Below are 17,806 nucleotides of genomic sequence, written 5' to 3' on the forward strand. Positions count from 1 at the left end.
CCATGACCGGTCCTACGATTATTCCGTCCGTAACCGAGTCCACTGCCAGTGCCATGGCCACTGTGCTGATCGTCGACGACGAACTGCACAACCGCAAACTGCTGGAAGTGCTGCTGCGGCCCGAAGGCTATCTCACCCAGACCGCCGCCAACGGCGCAGAGGCGCTGGCCTCAATCGCCCAATGCGCACCGGACCTGATTCTGCTGGACGTCATGATGCCGGGCATGGACGGCTACGCGGTGGCCACCCGGCTCAAAGCCAACCCCATCACCTCGACTATCCCGATCATCATGGTCTCAGCGCAGATCGACCGCGCAGCCCGCCTGGCCGGCCTGAATGCAGGGGCGGAAGAGTTTCTGACCAAACCGGTCGACCGCGCCGAACTGTGGCTGCGGGTACGCAACCTGTTGCGCCTGAAAGCCTTCAGCGATTTCGTGCAGAACCATACCAGGGTACTAGAGCAACAGGTGCAGGCACGCGCCGCCGACTTGCAGCGTTTTCGCTCGGCGATGGACGCCACCGCCGATGCGATTTTCCTGGTGAATCGCGCCAGCATGCGTTTCTTTGAGGTCAATGCGACCGCCTGCAGGATGCTCGGCTACAGCCGCGACGAACTGCTGCTGCTGGGCCCGGCGCAATTGGGCGGAGGAACGTTCGAGCACCTCACACAGCTGTACGACGGCCTGATCGCGGGCAGCGACGCCGGCGAATTGTCGGAAAGCCAGATACAGCGCAAGGATGGTTCCCTGCTTCAGGTCGAGGTGCAGCGCCAGGCCCAGCGTTCCGGTGCGGACTGGATCATCGTCGACGTGGTGCGCGATATCACCGAACGCAAGGAGGCCCAAGCGCATCTGCACCGCCTGGCCCATTACGACACCCTCACCGGCCTGCCCAACCGCATGCTGTTCTACGACACCCTGAAAAAAACTCTGCTCCAGGCTGCGGACAAGCAGTGGCTGATCGCCGTCCTGTTTATCGACCTGGATCACTTCAAATACATCAACGACACCCTCGGCCATGCCAGCGGCGATGAGTTGCTCAGGCAGTTCAGCGACCGTCTGGTGCAATGCGTGCGTGTGCGCGACACGGTCGGCCGCTTGGGTGGCGACGAGTTCGCCTTGATCCTGGTGATGCAGGACAGCCAGCAAGGCGCAACCCTGGTGGCCAACAAGATCCGCGAGGCATTGCGCACGCCCTTCGACCTGCAAGGCCGCGAGGTAACGCTGACCGCCAGCATCGGCATCACTCTGCATCCCGACGATGCTGCGGACGCCGACACCCTGATCAAGTACGCGGACACCGCCATGTACCGGGCCAAACAGGCCGGGCGCGACACCTACCGTTTTTTCACGGCGCAGATGAATACCGAAGTGCTGGCCCGCCTCGAATTGGAAATAGCCCTGCGCAAGGCAGTCGAGCGGGGCGAGTTCGTGCTGTTCTACCAGCCCAAGGTGCAACTCCATAGCGGGCGGGTGACCGGCGTCGAAGCCTTGCTGCGCTGGCAACGTCCCGGACACGGTCTGATGTCGCCCCAGGACTTTATCCCGGTTCTGGAAGAAACCGGTTTGATCGTCCGCGTGGGCAGTTGGGTGATCGCCACAGCCTGCGCGCAGATCGCCCTCTGGCTGCGCTCCTCGGTCGGGCCTATGCAAGTGGCGGTGAATGTCTGCGGCCGCCAATTTATCGAAGGCGATCTGGAGGGCGATATCACCCGCGCCATCGACGATAACGGCATCGACGCTGACCTGCTCGAACTGGAACTGACCGAAAGCACGCTGATGGCGAACACCGCGCCCACCATCGCCTGTTTGCAGAACCTGAAGCAACGCGGCGTACAGATTTCCATCGACGATTTCGGCACCGGCTATTCGAGCCTGGCCTATTTACACCGCTTCCCCATCGACAAGCTGAAGATCGACATCGCCTTTGTGCGCAATATCACCTGCAGCCCGGACGATGCCGCCATCGTCCTGGCGATTATCCGCATGGCCCACAGCTTGAAATTGGAGGTGGTCGCCGAAGGGGTGGAAACCGCGGCGCAGCTGTCCTATTTGCGGCGCAACCGCTGCGATCAGATCCAGGGCTTCTATTTCAGCCCACCGCAACCAGTGGCCGCACTGGAACAGTTACTGCGGGAGGGAAAATGCCTGCCGCCGCCCCAGAATGAAATTCGTCCACCCAAGACCCTGCTGCTGGTGGACGATGAAACCCATGTACTGGCATCCCTGCAGCGCCTGCTCTATCAGGACGGCTACCAGGTATTGTCGGCGCGCTCTGCCGCCGAGGGCTTCGAGCTGCTGGCACTGCATCCGGTGCAGGTCATTCTCTGCGACCAGCGCATGGCCGACATGAGCGGCACCGAGTTCCTCGACCGAGTCAAGAACCTCTATCCCGACACCTTCAGAATCATTCTGTCGGGCTATACCGATCTGGAATCCATTCTGGAGGCGATCAACCACGGGGCGATCTATCGCTTCTACACCAAGCCCTGGGACAACAAGACCCTGCGCGACAACATCCGCGAAGCCTTTCGCCACTATTGGCTGGTGCACGACCTGCCGCCCGATTAGCCTGCGTGCCGCAGACTTACCCGCCCTACCGGCTCCGTCCCGGATACAACCAGGGACGGTTATGGCGCGAGCACGCTCAGTGGATCACTGGGTTTCGGCCAGGATATCGAAGCCGCCCTGGGACTGGGTGACGATACGGAATCGAGTCAGAGGTTGTGAGCGTATCGAACGCAGCAGCGACACGGCGGCTGGCAAGCTCGATCGAATCGCCATCATCGGGCTGCGCCGGCACGGCTAAGCGCTGCTACTCCACCGCATAGTAGGAGGCGAAAACCTTATTGTTCGCCCGGGTTTCCGGCAGCACATAGACAACGCCATTGGTTGCGCTGAAAGCTGGGCTGACATGACGGTCGAAGAACTCCACCGGTACGTTGATGCAGCCATAGGAAATCCGCTTGTCGTGGATATTCGCCGAAGCCAGGCGTTCGGCACGCCGCTCTTTGGCGTTACCGGTCGCGACCCGGTGCAGCGAGATGGCATTTTCATAATCCACCCAGAGAATTTCCTTGCCTTGAAGGTTGCGACCCAACGACACCACAAAACGCCCCGCCGGGGTGGTGCGTTCCTCCGGGCGAATGCTGGATAACTTGCGCGTTCCGATACCGGGCACGGAGTCATCCCCCACTGCCAGGCCGAGCAGCGCCGAGGCCGAACCGTTGAGCTGTCCGTTTGCATCGAACAGCAAGACCCGAGCCTGCGCCTTGTCAACAATCATAAAGGGCATGCCCAGGTTATCGCCCGAGTCGACAACCCAGTTCGCGGCCTGCCGCGCGGGCAAGGAGGCTTGTTCGTCCTTGAAGTTCGCCCGCCGGCGCACGACGCTTACCGCGCTGGCTGTTTCGGTCACCAGAGGTTGCTGCCCAGCCACCGGCTGAGTCAGCGTAAATGCTTGCCAGGGATCTTCCGCCCAGGCCTGTTGCTGGGCGCTAATGCTCACAATGAGCAGAAACCCCAGGCAGATTTTTTTTGCACCGCCCGCGCGACTGCCAACCGCTAGCTTATTGGCTTCTGGTCCGGGCAGCGACGGCAGAGAAAGGCTGCTTTCATCAGTGTTCATAGTCTGTCCAGGTGTTGGACAACCAACCTGTCCATAAACATCCGCTCATGCCACCAACATTCCCATTGAGTGGGCTGTGCCCCTGTAGCCAGGGCCCGCTAAGGCCCTGGTCAGGTGAAGGCAAATAAACTCTACAACTTAGTTGCGATCCTGCCTAGGCGGATAGATCGGCGTGACATAGCGTACTGGCGGCTCCTCTTCCTCCATTACCACGGGCAAGGCCGTTAGCTGGTCCAACTGGGCAACCTGCATATTGATCCCTGCGCCCTCTGTCGCGAAGTTCAAGCCAGCAGCCAGGAGTGGCGGCGCAGATACAAATTCGCGACCGGTATCATCGTCATAGGGGCTGGTGGTACTCGGACTGGTGACCCCTGGCAATGTCTCGGTCGGCAGCGTCTCCGTCGGCAGATCCGGCGGGGTCGAGTCGGGTGGCGTTGAACCCGGCGGAGTCGAGCCTGGCGGCGTTGAGTCAATGGGCGGATCGACTGGGTCCACTGGATCTACTGGATCTACTGGATCTACCGGATCGACTGGATCTACCGGCACCAGTTGGCTGATCAACAACGTGCCATCGACATAGTTGATGGCGTAGTTGTCTGCATCGAAAGTACCCGGAACTGCATCGCTGGGCGTAATTGCATAGGGGTTGCCGTCCACGGAGGCCGTCGCCACCGTGCCGGGGCTGGTCAGGGTAACCCCGCCAATGGTCTCACCGGCCACCAGGCCGACCGAGGTGAAAGCCGATGTGCCCAGAACCAGCGTGTCGCCGAATACCTTGGTGGCATCGTTGGCCGTGATGGTCAACGGGGCCGGGGTGATATCGGCCCGGGTGACATAGGTACCCAGGGCCGTGCCGAAGGGGGCAAAGAGCTCAAAGACCGCATCGAAGAAGGTGCTTTCATAAGTGATCAGCTTCTCCACGCCGACATCCTTGGTGTCGAACAGCGCGTTGCTGACCGCACCCAGGGCGACAGGAGGCGGCGCTGCGGTGACATCAGGCTCAAAGCCACTGACGGTAGCGTCGCGCAGGCCGTCGTAAACCTTGTCGGTGCCCTGCCCAAATACCCAGGCTTTGGCATCCAGGGCTCCGCCACCGGTCAGGTTCAAACCGTAGGCGAGGATTTCAGCGTTGGTCTGGGCGTAACTCACCGGATTGAAACGGATGCTCAGATCACCCGTACCGATAGTGATGCAGTTGATGCCGCAGGTAATCAGCACGGTGCCACCGAGAACCGCACCCGGCCCGGTACCGTCATTGTCGGCACGCAGGATGACATCGCCGGTGGTGACCGTCATGGCCGCGTTCAGGTTGACGTTCTGCCCGGCGACCGCGGTGAGGTTACCCGTGGTGATGGTCGTGGCTGCGTTGATATCGACGTCATTGACGGCAATAAAACTAAGACCACCGGTGGTGGTGGTGATGTCCGCATTGACGTTGACGTCGCGCCCGGCGTTGGCCACCAGGCTACCCAGGGTGGCGGTGATATCGGCACCCAGGTTTACGTTAACGTCTCGATCGGCGTTCAGGGTCAGCGTGGTCGGTGCCACCCAGGTGATGGCGTTCATCACCGTGATATCGCCATTACCACTGCCACTGGCACCGGTATTTTCCGTGGTCACGGTGATGTTGCTGCCGCCCAGGGCGGTCACTAGGTCATTGACATTGATATTGGCCACATTGACCCCGGAATCCGGGGCGAAGACGTTGCCGGTGGAAGTGGCACCCGAAGTGGATGCACTGGAGATGGTGATATCGGCCGGGTCGAGCAACCACATGCCGAACAGGCCCTGCGCGGCGCTGGTATTGACCTTGATACCCGACACATCCAGCCAGCCACCGGAAGTCTCAACCAGACCACCGTCACCCGATTGTGCACCGCCACGGGCAGTGACAGTGCCATAGGCGCGGGTCGACTCGTTACCCCAAAGCACCACAGTGCCGCCGTCGCCCTTGGTGATGGCATCGGCGTTGATGCTGGAGTCAGCGCTCATATAGGTGGCGCTGGCATTCGCCACCGCTGTGTTCTTGCCCTGGTAGCCACCGCCAAGCAGCACGGTGCCGCCGCCGGCATCGCCGGAAGCGTTGATTTCTGCGCCGACCAGGCCGACGTGATGGGCAGTCGCCGTAACGCTACCGCCAGTCTCCCCGGCATCGGTGCCGGACACATCGAGGGTGCCGCCAATATTCAGGGTGCCGCTCTGCATGTCGCCCATCAGCATGATGGTGCCATTGCGGTTTTCGATGCTCTGGGCGCGGATCACCCCGGTGTTGTTAACCACCGACTGGACCAGACTGCCCGCCGATCGAGCGGTCATCACTACCTTGCCGCCATCGGCCTGGATCATCCCGCCGTTCTGCACCAAAGCATCCACCGCGCCCTGGTTGACGGCGACATTGAGCAAGCCATCGCCAGCCACGTCGAGGGTGATGGCATCGCCCGCCGCCAGCGCCACAGTGCCAAGATTGGCCTGAATAACCCCCTGGTTGCTCACATTGGCACCCAGCAAGGCGACATAGCCACCGTCCGCATTGATCGTGCCCTGGTTGACCACACTGCCGTCAGCTGTGCCGGCAAACTGATAGTTGCCCGACATAAAGTCGCTGTCGCTCAGATTCAGGGTCGAGGCCACCAGGCCGCCAACATTGACCGAGGCGCTCTGGCCGAACAGCACGCCATTGGGGTTGATCAGGAACACCTTACCGTTGGCGTTGAGGTTACCCAGGATGCTCGAAGGGTCGGAACCCAATACCCGGTTGAGCGCAATTGCGCTGCTGTTGGGCTGAGCAAAAGTCACCGCTTCGCCCTGACCGATATTGAAGCTCTGCCAGTTGATGCTGGCATTCTGCGTGGTCTGGGTAATGGTCATGCTGCCGCCGCTACCGGCAATGCTGGCACCGCCAGCAGACACCGCGCCACCAGTGGGCAGGGCGTAAACATTGAACCCCGCAGCCAGCATGACAGAGGCTGCGAGCGATTTGAGGGCGAATCCCACGCCTCGGGTTACGCTGCTTTTGCGGGCACTGGCGGTTTTCTTGCCGCCACTCTTGGCGTGCTCGGATGCCGCAACAAAAGTGCCGCTCTTGGCGTTCCAGATCGACTGGTAAATATTATTCATGGCGTCTTCCTACTCTGTTTCAGGCGTTTTTGCAGGCGTGGTCAGGCCCGTGTTCGTTGCGGTACTGAATGCGCCGATCAAAAATATTTGACCAATTGCACCCAGAGGCGGCCGTTCGAATCCGGAGCAGCGGTTGCCTCCTCACTGCCCAGCTTTTGCGCGTAGTAAGCCTTTACAGAGAAATTGTTATTGTCGATCCAGTTGACACCGACACCAGCGCCGCTGAGGGTCCGGCTGTTGTCTGAGCCATCCCAGGGATCCTTGTTGACGGTGACGGAGCCGCCATCGACGAAACCGATCAGGTGCACTTGCCCGACCTGTTGGTCGGAGAACTGCGGCAGCAACAGCCTGGCCTCCAGCGTCGCCAGATAGCCTTCATCGCCAAAGGCCTCGCCCTGGGGGTAGGCGCGCACGCCGTACATGCCGCCAAGGGACATCTGTTCCGAACTGTCGAGATTTTTCGAAGCGACCTGCCCACTGACCGCGCCATACAGCGAGACCCTGTCGGTGATGTGTTGCAGGCGCATCACATGGAAACCCAGCTTGTCGTAGTGACCATTGCTACGCGCCGTGATGGAATCCGCAGCGCGGGCCTCGGGGGTTTCGATATCGAGCACCCCGGTGGACCAGGTCAGAGAAGCTGCCGTCAGGCCGCCACCGGCGAAATCATCGCGATGGTTGCCGTGCAGGCTGGCCATCAGCACATGGATATTCTTGTCGGTAACCAGCGGAATCGCGTCGATGCGGTCTTCGAAGGTTTTGTAGTCATAGCCAAGCTGGGCATAGAGGTTGCTTCTGCGCGAGCGCAGCAGCGGGTAACTGCCGAAGACGCTGAAGATATCTGCCGTGCCGTTGGCATCCAGGTCACTGAAGCCCTTGCCCAGCTCATACTCCATGCGGCTGTAGGCAACGCCTGCGGTGGCCTTGCCAAACTGCATCTGGTAGGCCGCACGCCCATAGTTCAAGCCATCAAAGGTGCTCAGCGCACGCAGGGTGGCGACATCACCCTGACCGGCCAGGTTGTTGATATTCAAGGTCGCGCCGAGGCGATACTCGCCGGTGTAATAGTTGCCGGCGTTGTCGGCATCAATGCTGCCGGTTACCCGTTGCCCAGGCGTGACATCAACGATCAGGTCGGCGGCACCGACAGACGCACCCGGAACCAGGGTCGAGCGGACGTTCACCCCTGGCGTGTCCGAGAGCAGCAGCAGGCGGCTCTCGAGCGGAGCCGAGTCGATCACCTCACCACTGTTGAGGCCATCGAGGGCGCTGTTCGCCTGTCGATCGGAAAGATTGCTCTGGTTACGCAGGCTGATATCGCCGTAGCGCCCCTCAACCACCGCAATAGTCACGGCACCCTGCTGGATCTCTTGAGCAGGCAGATAGGCCTGGGCTACGAAATAACCGTTCTCGTGATAGAAAGCGGCGATTCGTGCGGCCATTTGCTGCAATTGACCGAGGCTCAACTCTTCGCCCGCAGTAAACCCGGTAAGGCCGAGCAGTTCGGTTTCGGAGTACAGACTCTGGCCGGTCAAATGCAGTGAATTGACCTGTATTTTCGCCGAGTCCGCCGCCGGAGTGACAGGCACCTGGCTTTGCTCAACACGAATCTCGGGCTCTGCTTTTTGCAGGCTAGGGGATGGTGGTATTTGTTGGAGTTGGCTACCGCCGCTTGGAAACTGAGCGGCAAATACACCGGAACTCAATGTCAGCAGCGCAAACGTCATAAACTTTCTTTGCATTATTATATTACCCCTGGGCATGCTCTAACTGTTTGAAACGCGCCTAGCGAAAACCCGCAGAGGCCCGTCTCGCGTTTTTATTCACGCGAAATTCGTTGAAGGTGTTAAACAAACAAGAAGATGAGAACGCTACCCAAACAGACCCAGCGTCGTGCCGCGAACTCGAATATTAATAAAAGTTCACACTAACCACTTACTTAATTAAGCCTGCTTCGGCTCGCCAGCCGCGACGGCCCGCTAAAAGCGTTTACGGGCAGCTCTAGGCTGGGGCTGGCCCGTTTGTAGCGATCAGCAAAAAATCAACAACCGCCACATCAAGCGAACGACTGAGCTGTTGCCAGCATTCATAGCCAGAAAACTTCCGCTATACAAACAACCGTATCAGCAATGTATAGCACAGTAAAAAAATACGCTAGAGAATTTATCGAGATTATGAAGCGTGATTTATCGCAAAGACTATAAGTCCCTGACGGCCTACAGCTTTAGCAGCAATAAGAATAAATAAAAGTCCGTCATATGTTGGATAGCGCACATACAAAATTGATAGCACTTCTCACACCACTTAATAGCCAATAGAAAGTTACGGAAAAGTGTCATATACCTATAAAAAACAAGCCCCCTGACGCCACGCAGGCTATAACCCTATGCCTGTAGGCAACCATCATTGGCTCTAAAGCCGCGTGGTTTTACCCAACAGAGAGGTACCCGTTACTGCCCATCAGCAACGGATCAATGCTGGGCCTGCCCGCTAGGCAGATGAGGGGTGCATGGGCAGAAATCTTTAGGGTGCAGGCCTCAACAGAAACCCACGGCTATAGGCCAGGGTCGTCTTGCCCAACGGTTCGCGTAGACAGGGTGCGCCGTGCGGCGCACCTCAGATAAAAACCTATGACGGGTGCGCACGGCACACCCTACGGCGGCATTGATCTTTGCAGCGGTCTATCAGCGGGTTTCCGCCTCGATATCGAAACCCTTGCGGTTATCGCTGACGATGCGGAAGTTCTGCTTGGTGCCGGGTTCGACCTTGACCGCCAGCTCGCGGCGCAAGCGCCCCTTGCCGCACAGAGTGTCGTCCATCTCGTCGATACCGATGCCCAGCACCCGCGTGCCGGTCGGCACCTGGAAGCTGGCCACCTCGCCCATACCGATGCGCGCCGCCACTGTGCGGTCCACCAGAATGGCCACATAACAGCCTGCACCCATACCGCCGAAATCGCGGTTGACCACCAGTTGCCCGGCCTTGCCCAGGGGTTCCTGATAGCCCAGCAGACGGTCTTCGGGTACCGCAGTGACATTCTCCGGGTCGCCCCTGAAGGACGAGCAGCCGGCCAACAGCAACAGCGGTAATACGGCACAAATCAATCGCATGGGAGCCCTCCATGGGCGCAAGGATGTAAGGGGGATAAAGCAAAACGTTTCGAGTATCGGCCTAGCCGCGGCTAGCCTCAAGTGCCACCGCGCCCGGTCACGCTGGCCAGGGCTCAGTGGCCCATGCGCCGCAGCAGGCGCGCCTGCAATTGCGCAAGTTCGGCCGGCTCGGCCTTGACGCTGGCATGGATGCCCAGCTGCTCCCCGGCAAAGCGCGGCACGATATGCATGTGGATATGGAACACCGTCTGCCCGGCCGGGGCACCGTTGAACTGCGCCACCTGCACCCCGGCAGGTTCCAGCTCCTCCACCAATACCCGGGTCAGGCGCTGCACCACGGCCATCACCTTGGCCAGGCTGTCCACGTCGATATCCAGGATATTGCGCGCAGCAGAGCGCTTGGGAATCACCAGGGTATGGCCGTAGGACTGCGGAAACACATCGAGGAAAGCCAGCACATCCTCGTCCTCGTACAGCTTGTAGCAAGGGGCTTCGCCGCGAATGATCTGGGCAAAGATATTCTGCGCATCGTAATCGCCGTGCAGGCTCATCTGGGTTCTCCGTTAACCAGGGCTTGAGGTGGGCTAAACCATACCTGCTTGCGGGCAAAACCGCATGACAACACGACACAACGTGCGCCCATCGCCACCTGCCGGTATTGTCTGCACCTCACCGCTCTTCAGGATCCCCCCATGCGCTCACGTCTGCCGCTTACCGCCCTGCTCTGCCTCGCCGCGCTGTATGCGGCCGCCGTATCGGCCAAGGTCGAGGTGGAAGCCGCGCAACACCCGAGCCTGGGCCGGGTGCTGGCGGTTAAGGTCAGCGAAGAGATTGCTCCCGGCGACTACGAGGCCCTGCTCAAGGGCATCCAGGCCAACCCCGGCCAGTTCAAGCGCAAGATCGTGCTGCTGGACACCATCGGCGGCAGCGCCCCGGAAGCCATGCGCATGGGCCGCCTGCTGCGCGAAACCGGCTTCAATGCCCTGGTGCCGAGCACGGGCGTCTGCCAGGGCAGCTGCATCTACCTGCTGGCCGCCGGCCACAAGAAGACCGTCAGCGGCCATGTCGGCCTGCATCGTCCGCCCTTCTCCAGCGGCGACTCCGCCCAGGCCCAGGCCGCCCACCGTCACGAACGCTACAGCCCGGCCGCCTACTTCCGCGAAATGAATCTGCCCAGCCGTCTGGCCGAGGAAATGCAGCGCATCGCGCCGCAGCGGATGAAGCTGCTGTCGGCGCAAGAGCTGGCCAGTTTTGGTTTGAAATGAGCCTAGGCTGCAACGTCCCTGCATTCTTGCAGCGCCACGGATAAAGCCACCCGCCGCCGTTGTCATATCGACAGAGTCAATTCGACCGCCAGGGCGGGCGTTTATAGCGGAGGTACTGCAATGAAGGCGAAATCCAGGCCCGGCCTGTGGCTGGCGTGCATCCTGCTCTGTAGCTGGCTAAGCCCAGTGGCGGCAGACCATCGCCACGACGATGACGAGTGGGAAGAAGAGTTTCGGGACGGACCATGCAGGGTCAAGCGCGAGGCCGACGACGGCGACTACAAGGAAGAGATCAAGTGCCCAGGCGGTCGCGGGACCTACTGGCCGCGCGGCGAGTGGAAGGACGAATACTGGGAGCGCGGCTGCAAGGTAAAGATCGAAGCCAAGTACGACGAGTACAAGAAAGAGGTCAAGTGCGAGCACGATGACGATTGAGCGGTGCCGACAGCGCGCCCGTCACCCTATCCCGTAGGGTGGGCGGGGCCGCCTAGGCCGTGCGCACCGGCGTCCCCACGGAGAACGCCGAGGTGCGCACGCGACGGCTTAACCCTCGACGCTGCTCCACTGCTTGCTCAGGCGTTTGTCCGATACCGGCAGCTTGGTGCCCAGCTGCTGGGCAAACAGCGACACGCGGTACTCCTCCAGCAGCCAGCGGTACAGGGCAAGTTGTGGGTCGCGCTTACCTTCCTGACTGTGTTTGCCCAGGCGCGCCTGGTATTGCTCCCAGTAGCCGGCCAGCTCGCCGCTCCAGACGCGGTCGCGCTGCACCTGGCCGGCGATCTTGTCCAGGCGTTGCTCGATGGCCTTGAGATAACGCGGCACTTCCTTCAGCCACTGCGCCGGGGTTTCGCGGACGAAACCGGGATACACCAGATTGCTCAGCTGCAGCTTGATGTCATTCAGCGCCATGGCCTGGGCCAGGTCGATCTTGCCTTTGAAGCGTTTCTGCAAGCCGTGCCACAGCTTGAGAATTTCCAAGGTCAACTTGGCCAGGCGCTCGGCTTCACCGGTCCAGTCACCACGCTTGCGCTCAGCCAGGGCAGCCAGACCAGCGCCGTCGCGCGGCAGCGGCTCGCTGCCTTCGAGAATGCAGCTATCGAGGCTGGCCAACAGAATGTCTTCGACCAAGGCATCGACCCGGCCCAGCTCGCGATACAGCAGCGCCAGCTCGGTCAGCCCCGGCAGCTTGCCGCGCAGAAACTTCGCCTGCTCAGCCAACTGCTGCAAGAGCAAACGCTGCAGCGCACGGCGATGCTGGAACTCGGCTTCGGCCAAAGTCGGGAAGCGCCCTTCCTTGACCACGCCCGCCTCCTCCACCAGCGCCGGGTAGACGGTCATGGACAGGCCAGCGACCTGCTGCTGAGTCTTCGCAGCCACTTCGCTAAAGGCCTTGGCCTCCACCGGCTGCTGGCTCTTGGCGGTTTTTGGCAGGGCCAGGCCGGCCTGGGTGGCTTCGCTAAAGCGCGCGGTCAGTTCACTCAGATCGCGGCCTTCGCCCAGGGGCTTGCCCTGGTTGTCGACCACTTCGATATTCATGCGCAAATGGCTTTCGATCTGGGAAGCGGACTCAGTCCAGGCTTCCTCGCTAACCCGCGTACCGGTCATGCGCGTCAGCTCACGGCCAAGGGCTTCGGGCAAGCTGCCGTCGGCAAAGCTGATCTTGCCCAGGGCTGCGCCAACAAAGTCCGGCACCGGTACAAAGTTCTTGCGCAGCGCCTTGGGCAGGCCACGCACCAGGGCCATGCATTTGGCCTCCAGCAGGCCCGGTACCAGCCATTCCAGGCGTTCCGGCGGCAGTTGCGGCAATAGCGGCGCAGGCACGCGCAGAGTGACCCCGTCGCGCGGGTGATTGGGTTCGAAGTGATAACTCAGCGGCAGGGTCAGTTCGCCCAGGCGCAAGCTGTCCGGGTACTGGGCAGCGGTGACTTCCTTGGCATCGCGGGCGAGCACGTCCTCTTCGCGCATAAGCAGCAGCTGAGGGTTCTTCGCGCTTTCGCTTTTGTACCAGCTGTCAAAAGTCGCGCTCTGGTAGATATCCGCCGGCAGACGCGCCTCGTAGTAGGCAAACAGGGTTTCATCGTCAGCGAGAATGTCGCGGCGACGCGCCTTGGCTTCCAGCTCGTCGAGTTTTTCCAGCAGCAGGCGGTTGGCGGTCAGGCACTTGGCGCGCGAGTTGATCTCGCCGCCGACCAGGCCCTCGCGGATAAACAGCTCGCGACAGACCGCCGGCTCGATAGGACCGAAATGCACCGGACGGCGGCCAACCACAATCAGACCGTAGAGGCTGATCTGCTCGAAGGCCACGACCTGGCCGCGCTTCTTCTCCCAGTGCGGTTCCAGGTGGTTTTTCTTGATCAGATGGCCGGCCAGCGGCTCGATCCAGTCCGGCTCGATCTTGGCCACCATACGGGCAAACAGCTTGGTGGTTTCCACCAGCTCACTGGCCATCAACCAACTGGGTTTCTTGCGACCTATCACCGAGGACGGATGCACCCAGAAGCGTCGCTGACGTGCGCCAAGGTAGTCGCCATCTTCGGTCTTCTGGCCGATCTGGCTAAGCAGGCCGGCGAGAATCGCCTTGTGCACGGAGGCGTAGCCTTTGGCGCGTTGGGCGGCTTCGTCCTTGTCGGCCAGTTCCTTGGCCTGCGTCTGCTCGTTGTAGGAGCGGTTGGGCGGCACTCCGCCTTGGCCGCGATTGGCCTCTGGTGCGGCAACCGCATCGCGGCCAAGGCCGCTCCTACCCTGTGCGCTGTTACCTGGCGAGAGCTGCAAGTCACGGGTAATCAGCACCAGCTGGCGGTGCGCGTCGCGCCACTCACGCAGCCTGAGGTAGTTAAGGAAGTTCTTCCGGCACCAGCTGCGCAGCGCGCTTGAACCCAGGGCCTGGCGCTGCTCCTCGAAGCCGCGCCACAGGTTGATCAGCGCGGCGAAGTCGGAATCCACATCCTTCCACTGCGCGTGAGCCTGGTCGGCAGCCTGCTGGCGGTCAGACGGGCGCTCGCGCACATCCTGCACCGACAAGGCGCTGGCGATAATCAGGATTTCTTCCAGACTGCCCTGCTTGGCCCCTTCCAGCACCATACGGCCCAGGCGCGGGTCCACCGGCAGACGCGCCAACTGGCGACCCAGCGGCGTCAGCTGGCCCTCGCGGTTAACCGCCGAGAGTTCCTGCAGCAGATTGAAGCCGTCGCTGATGGCCTTGCCATCCGGCGGCTCGATAAAGGGGAATGCCTCGATCTCGCCCAAGCGCAGATGGAGCATCTGCAGAATTACCGCCGCCAGGTTGGTACGGAGGATTTCCGGATCGGTAAAGGCCGGGCGACCGTTGAAATCTTCTTCGCTGTACAGGCGAATGCAGATACCCGGTTCGACCCGCCCGCAACGGCCCTTGCGCTGGTTGGCGCTGGCCTGGGACACGGCCTCGATGGGCAGGCGCTGCACCTTGGCGCGGTAGCTGTAGCGGCTGATGCGCGCCGTGCCGCTGTCGATCACATAGCGGATGCCGGGCACGGTCAGCGAGGTTTCCGCGACGTTGGTGGCTAAGACGATCTTGCGTGCGCCCATCGGCGCGAAAATCTTCTGCTGCTCGGCCGGGGTCAGCCGCGCATACAGCGGCAGCACTTCGGTCAGGCGCAGGTTGGCCTTGCGCAGCACCTCAGCGGCGTCGCGAATCTCGCGCTCGCCAGGCAGGAACACCAGCACATCGCCGGGGCGCGTACCTTCGGCCTTCTCGAAGGCGCTGATTTCATCCAGCGTCGCGAGAAGCGCCTGGTCGACGCTGAGGTCTTCCTCGACGCGGTTGCCGTCTTCGTCCTGCTCGGCCGTCAGCGGCCGGTACCAGGTGTCCACCGGGAAGGTGCGGCCGGACACTTCGACAATCGGCGCGCCATCGAAATGCGCGGAGAAGCGCTGCAGGTCGATGGTCGCCGAGGTGATGATCAGCTTGAGGTCCGGCCGGCGCACCAACAGGGTTTTCAGAAAGCCCAGCAGAAAATCGATATTCAGACTGCGCTCGTGGGCTTCGTCGACGATGATCGTGTCGTACTTTTCCAGGTAGCGGTCGTGCTGGGTTTCCGCCAACAGAATGCCGTCGGTCATCAGCTTGATCAGGCTGCGCTCGTTGCTCTGATCCTCGAAACGCACCTGATAGCCGACCAGCTCGCCCAGCGGCGTGCCAATCTCCTCAGCAACCCGAGTAGCCACGCTGCGCGCAGCCAGACGGCGCGGCTGGGTGTGGCCGATCAAACCATGCACGCCGCGGCCCAGCTCCAGACAGATCTTCGGCAACTGGGTGGTCTTGCCCGAACCGGTTTCCCCGGCGATCACCACCACCTGATGCGCAGCGATGGCGGCCTTGATCTCGTCGCGCTTGGCGGCAATCGGTAAGGAGTCGTCATAACGCATGGGCGGCACGCTCAACCGGCGCGCCTCCACCTTGGCCCGGGACGCCTCGAAGCGCTGCAGCCACTGCGCCAGCTTGGCCTCGTCCACCGGGTTCTGCTTGCGCAGTTCATGCAACTGGCGGCGCAGGCGATGACGATCGCCCAGCAGGGTCTGGTCGAGGTTTTTCAGCAGTTGGTCAACGGCGGGCGTGGCTTCGGTCATCGGGTAATCGCGGGGGTGGGGTCAAGGGGAAGAGCAGGAGGGTGGCGATTGTCGCAGATTTAACCAGAGGAAAACGACCGAGTACGTATGGCCTCGATTCGCGGGCATGGCGGGGTGCCCGGCCGCATCACCCATGCGAAATGCAGACGTAGGGCGGACATAGCGCAGCTTTGTCCGCCAGCAATGGCGCAGACGGTGGACAAGGCTGCGCCATGTCCACCCTACCCGAGTTACGCCATCAGCCGTGCTTGCGCCGACGCCACAACCACAGCGCCAACACGCCAAGGGTCAGGAGTACCGGCACCAGGACGATATTAAGCAGTTTGAGGGTGCGCCCTAGGGCTTCGATATCGGCATTGAGCTGGTAACGCACGTCGCGCAGTTCCTTGCGGATCGCCAGTTTCTGCTGCACAAAGCGCTGCACCGCTGCCTGCTGCTCGGGGGTCAGTTCGAGCACCTTGCTCGGGTCATCGTTCTGCTGCAGGGCCGCGAGCTGCTGCTCGGTTTCCGCCAGGCGCGCTTGCAGGGTCTGCTCCTTCTCGCGGAACTGCACTTCGGCTTCGCGCTGAATCCGCTCCACCACCTCGAACGGCCGGCTAAAGCGGCCCCGCGAACGCACGCTGATCAGCGCATCGCTGCCGGCCAGGTTGTCCAGGGTGTTGATGGCGAAGGCGGCGTTGTCGGCCCAGGGCTGCGGGATGCGCTGGCCGAAGAAGTCCTGCACCTGCACCCACATGCGATCGGTGAGCATATCGGTGTCGGCCACGACGATCACGTTGATATTGTCGGCCTGCTTAAGACCATCCTTCTGCCCCTCAATGCCATCAGGGAAGGCCGTTTGCGCCGGGCCGCTGATGCGCGCGGCCAGGGTGTAGCGCTCGCCGGTGGGCTCCAGCTCGCGGATCAGCTCCTCGGGGTTCTGCAGCATGCCGAAGCGCTTGACATCGAAGGGCATGGCGTACTGCGAGCTGCTGATCAGCGGGGTGAACTGGGTCTTGGCCCCTTCCAGCGGTTCCAGTATGCCGGCGGTGGCCACGGTGATGGTTTCCAGCGAGGCGGTGCTGATGTCGTCCTGATCCAGGGCCTTTTTCGGCAGGCTCAGCCAGGCGGCGTGACGCACCGGGCGTTGGCCCTGGCCCATGCTGACCGACATGGCGTAGGAGCCGTCGCCGAGCACCTGCTCCGGCACCATGCGCAGCCCCCAGGCCTTGAACAGCTCGGGCAGATCGGAGGTCTTGTCGAGGACCATTTCACCCGGCATCTCGGCCTGGGTATCGGCCTCGCTAAAGGGGTCGACAAAGGTCAGCAGCTTGCCGCCGCGCAGAACAAACTGATCGATCGCATACAGCGTCTGCTCGGGCAACTGCTTGGGATGGATCAGCAGCAGTACCGACACCTGCTCAGGGATCAGGTCCACATCGGCTTTCAGGCTTTCGATCTGGAACAGCTGGCGTACTTCCTCGATCAGCATCCAGGCTGGCGTCGGCTGGCGCGCGGCCATATCGAAGCCGCCGTTAACCGGCAGGCCGGACAGCACACCGACCACCGGGCGCTCGGGTTTAGCCAGGCTCTGCACCAGGCGGCTGAGTTCGTATTCGAGGAACTCCTCCTGATCCAGGGCGAAGAACGGGATCACCTGGGTCAGGCCTTCGGCATTCTTGCCGGCCAGGCCGAAGTAGATGGAGTCGCCGCCCTGCTGCAAGGGGACGCCCTGCAGGCCGAGTTCGGCGGCTTTGTCTTCGTCCTCGGAGAACGGCGCGGGGTCGATGATATTCAGCTTGAGCTTGTCACCGGCCTCGCGCTGATAGGCCTTGAGCATCTCCTCGACGCGCTTGGCGTAGGTGCGCAGCACCGGCAGCTCCTTGGTTGCGGCGTCGGAGTAGAAGAAGTTCAGCTCCAGCGGCTGGTCCAGCTCCCGAAGGATCTGCCGGCTGCCGTCGGTCAGGGTGTAGAGCTTCTGTTCGGTCAGGTCCAGGCGAGCATTGCTCAGGCCCAGGCTGGCGAACAGGTTAAAGGCGAGAAACGCCAGGGCAATAAGTACGAGCCCGGCGCTGGAAAGCATCAGCTTTTTCATGGGCGGCC

The 17,806-nt window shown here is 61.6% G+C and carries 10 protein-coding genes and 1 pseudogene; 4 read left to right on the top strand and 7 right to left on the bottom strand.

What is annotated here, in order from left to right:
• Positions 1-2 precede the first annotated feature (2 nt).
• Positions 3-2,132: pseudogene (locus VMP31_RS13180) on the top strand (putative bifunctional diguanylate cyclase/phosphodiesterase); the annotation flags it as partial.
• 63 nt (positions 2,133-2,195) lie between these two features.
• Positions 2,196-2,570: a response regulator gene (locus VMP31_RS13185; protein WP_325508046.1), complete on the top strand. Its 375-nt coding sequence runs from the start codon at positions 2,196-2,198 to the stop codon at positions 2,568-2,570.
• Between the two features lie 244 nt (positions 2,571-2,814).
• Here the strand turns inward: VMP31_RS13185 and VMP31_RS13190 are convergent, their stop codons facing one another.
• The 5 genes from VMP31_RS13190 to VMP31_RS13210 form a co-directional block, all read right to left on the bottom strand.
• Positions 2,815-3,627: a hypothetical protein gene (locus VMP31_RS13190; RefSeq protein WP_325507816.1), complete on the bottom strand. Its 813-nt coding sequence runs from the start codon at positions 3,625-3,627 to the stop codon at positions 2,815-2,817.
• A gap of 138 nt (positions 3,628-3,765) precedes the next feature.
• On the bottom strand, positions 3,766-6,744 hold the full coding sequence (locus tag VMP31_RS13195) for a filamentous hemagglutinin N-terminal domain-containing protein (protein ID WP_325507818.1): 2,979 nt from the start codon (positions 6,742-6,744) through the stop codon (positions 3,766-3,768).
• Positions 6,745-6,821: 77 nt separating this feature from the next.
• Positions 6,822-8,333 carry a ShlB/FhaC/HecB family hemolysin secretion/activation protein gene (locus VMP31_RS13200; RefSeq protein ID WP_325507820.1) on the bottom strand — a complete coding sequence of 504 codons (1,512 nt, stop codon included), beginning with the start codon at positions 8,331-8,333 and terminating at the stop codon, positions 6,822-6,824.
• Between the two features lie 1,095 nt (positions 8,334-9,428).
• A complete protein-coding gene (locus VMP31_RS13205) occupies positions 9,429-9,854 on the bottom strand; it encodes a 3-isopropylmalate dehydratase (protein ID WP_325507822.1) in 426 nt (141 codons plus the stop codon).
• Between the two features lie 113 nt (positions 9,855-9,967).
• On the bottom strand, positions 9,968-10,405 hold the full coding sequence (locus VMP31_RS13210) for an HIT family protein (RefSeq protein ID WP_325507824.1): 438 nt from the start codon (positions 10,403-10,405) through the stop codon (positions 9,968-9,970).
• Between the two features lie 141 nt (positions 10,406-10,546).
• Between VMP31_RS13210 and VMP31_RS13215 the strand changes: the two genes are divergently transcribed.
• Both VMP31_RS13215 and VMP31_RS13220 read left to right on the top strand, forming a co-directional pair.
• Positions 10,547-11,119, top strand: coding sequence for a hypothetical protein (locus VMP31_RS13215; RefSeq protein ID WP_325507826.1), 573 nt, complete (start codon positions 10,547-10,549; stop codon positions 11,117-11,119).
• Positions 11,120-11,239: 120 nt separating this feature from the next.
• Positions 11,240-11,554 carry a hypothetical protein gene (locus tag VMP31_RS13220; RefSeq protein WP_325507828.1) on the top strand — a complete coding sequence of 105 codons (315 nt, stop codon included), beginning with the start codon at positions 11,240-11,242 and terminating at the stop codon, positions 11,552-11,554.
• Between the two features lie 108 nt (positions 11,555-11,662).
• Here the strand turns inward: VMP31_RS13220 and hrpA are convergent, their stop codons facing one another.
• On the bottom strand, positions 11,663-15,724 hold the full coding sequence (gene hrpA / locus VMP31_RS13225) for an ATP-dependent RNA helicase HrpA (protein ID WP_325507830.1): 4,062 nt from the start codon (positions 15,722-15,724) through the stop codon (positions 11,663-11,665).
• Between the two features lie 238 nt (positions 15,725-15,962).
• Complete coding sequence (locus VMP31_RS13230) at positions 15,963-17,798, bottom strand: GldG family protein (RefSeq protein WP_325507832.1); 1,836 nt, start codon at positions 17,796-17,798, stop codon at positions 15,963-15,965.
• Positions 17,799-17,806: the final 8 nt, after the last annotated feature.

This window comes from Pseudomonas sp. (genome assembly GCF_035512415.1).
GTDB lineage: Bacteria > Pseudomonadota > Gammaproteobacteria > Pseudomonadales > Pseudomonadaceae > Aquipseudomonas.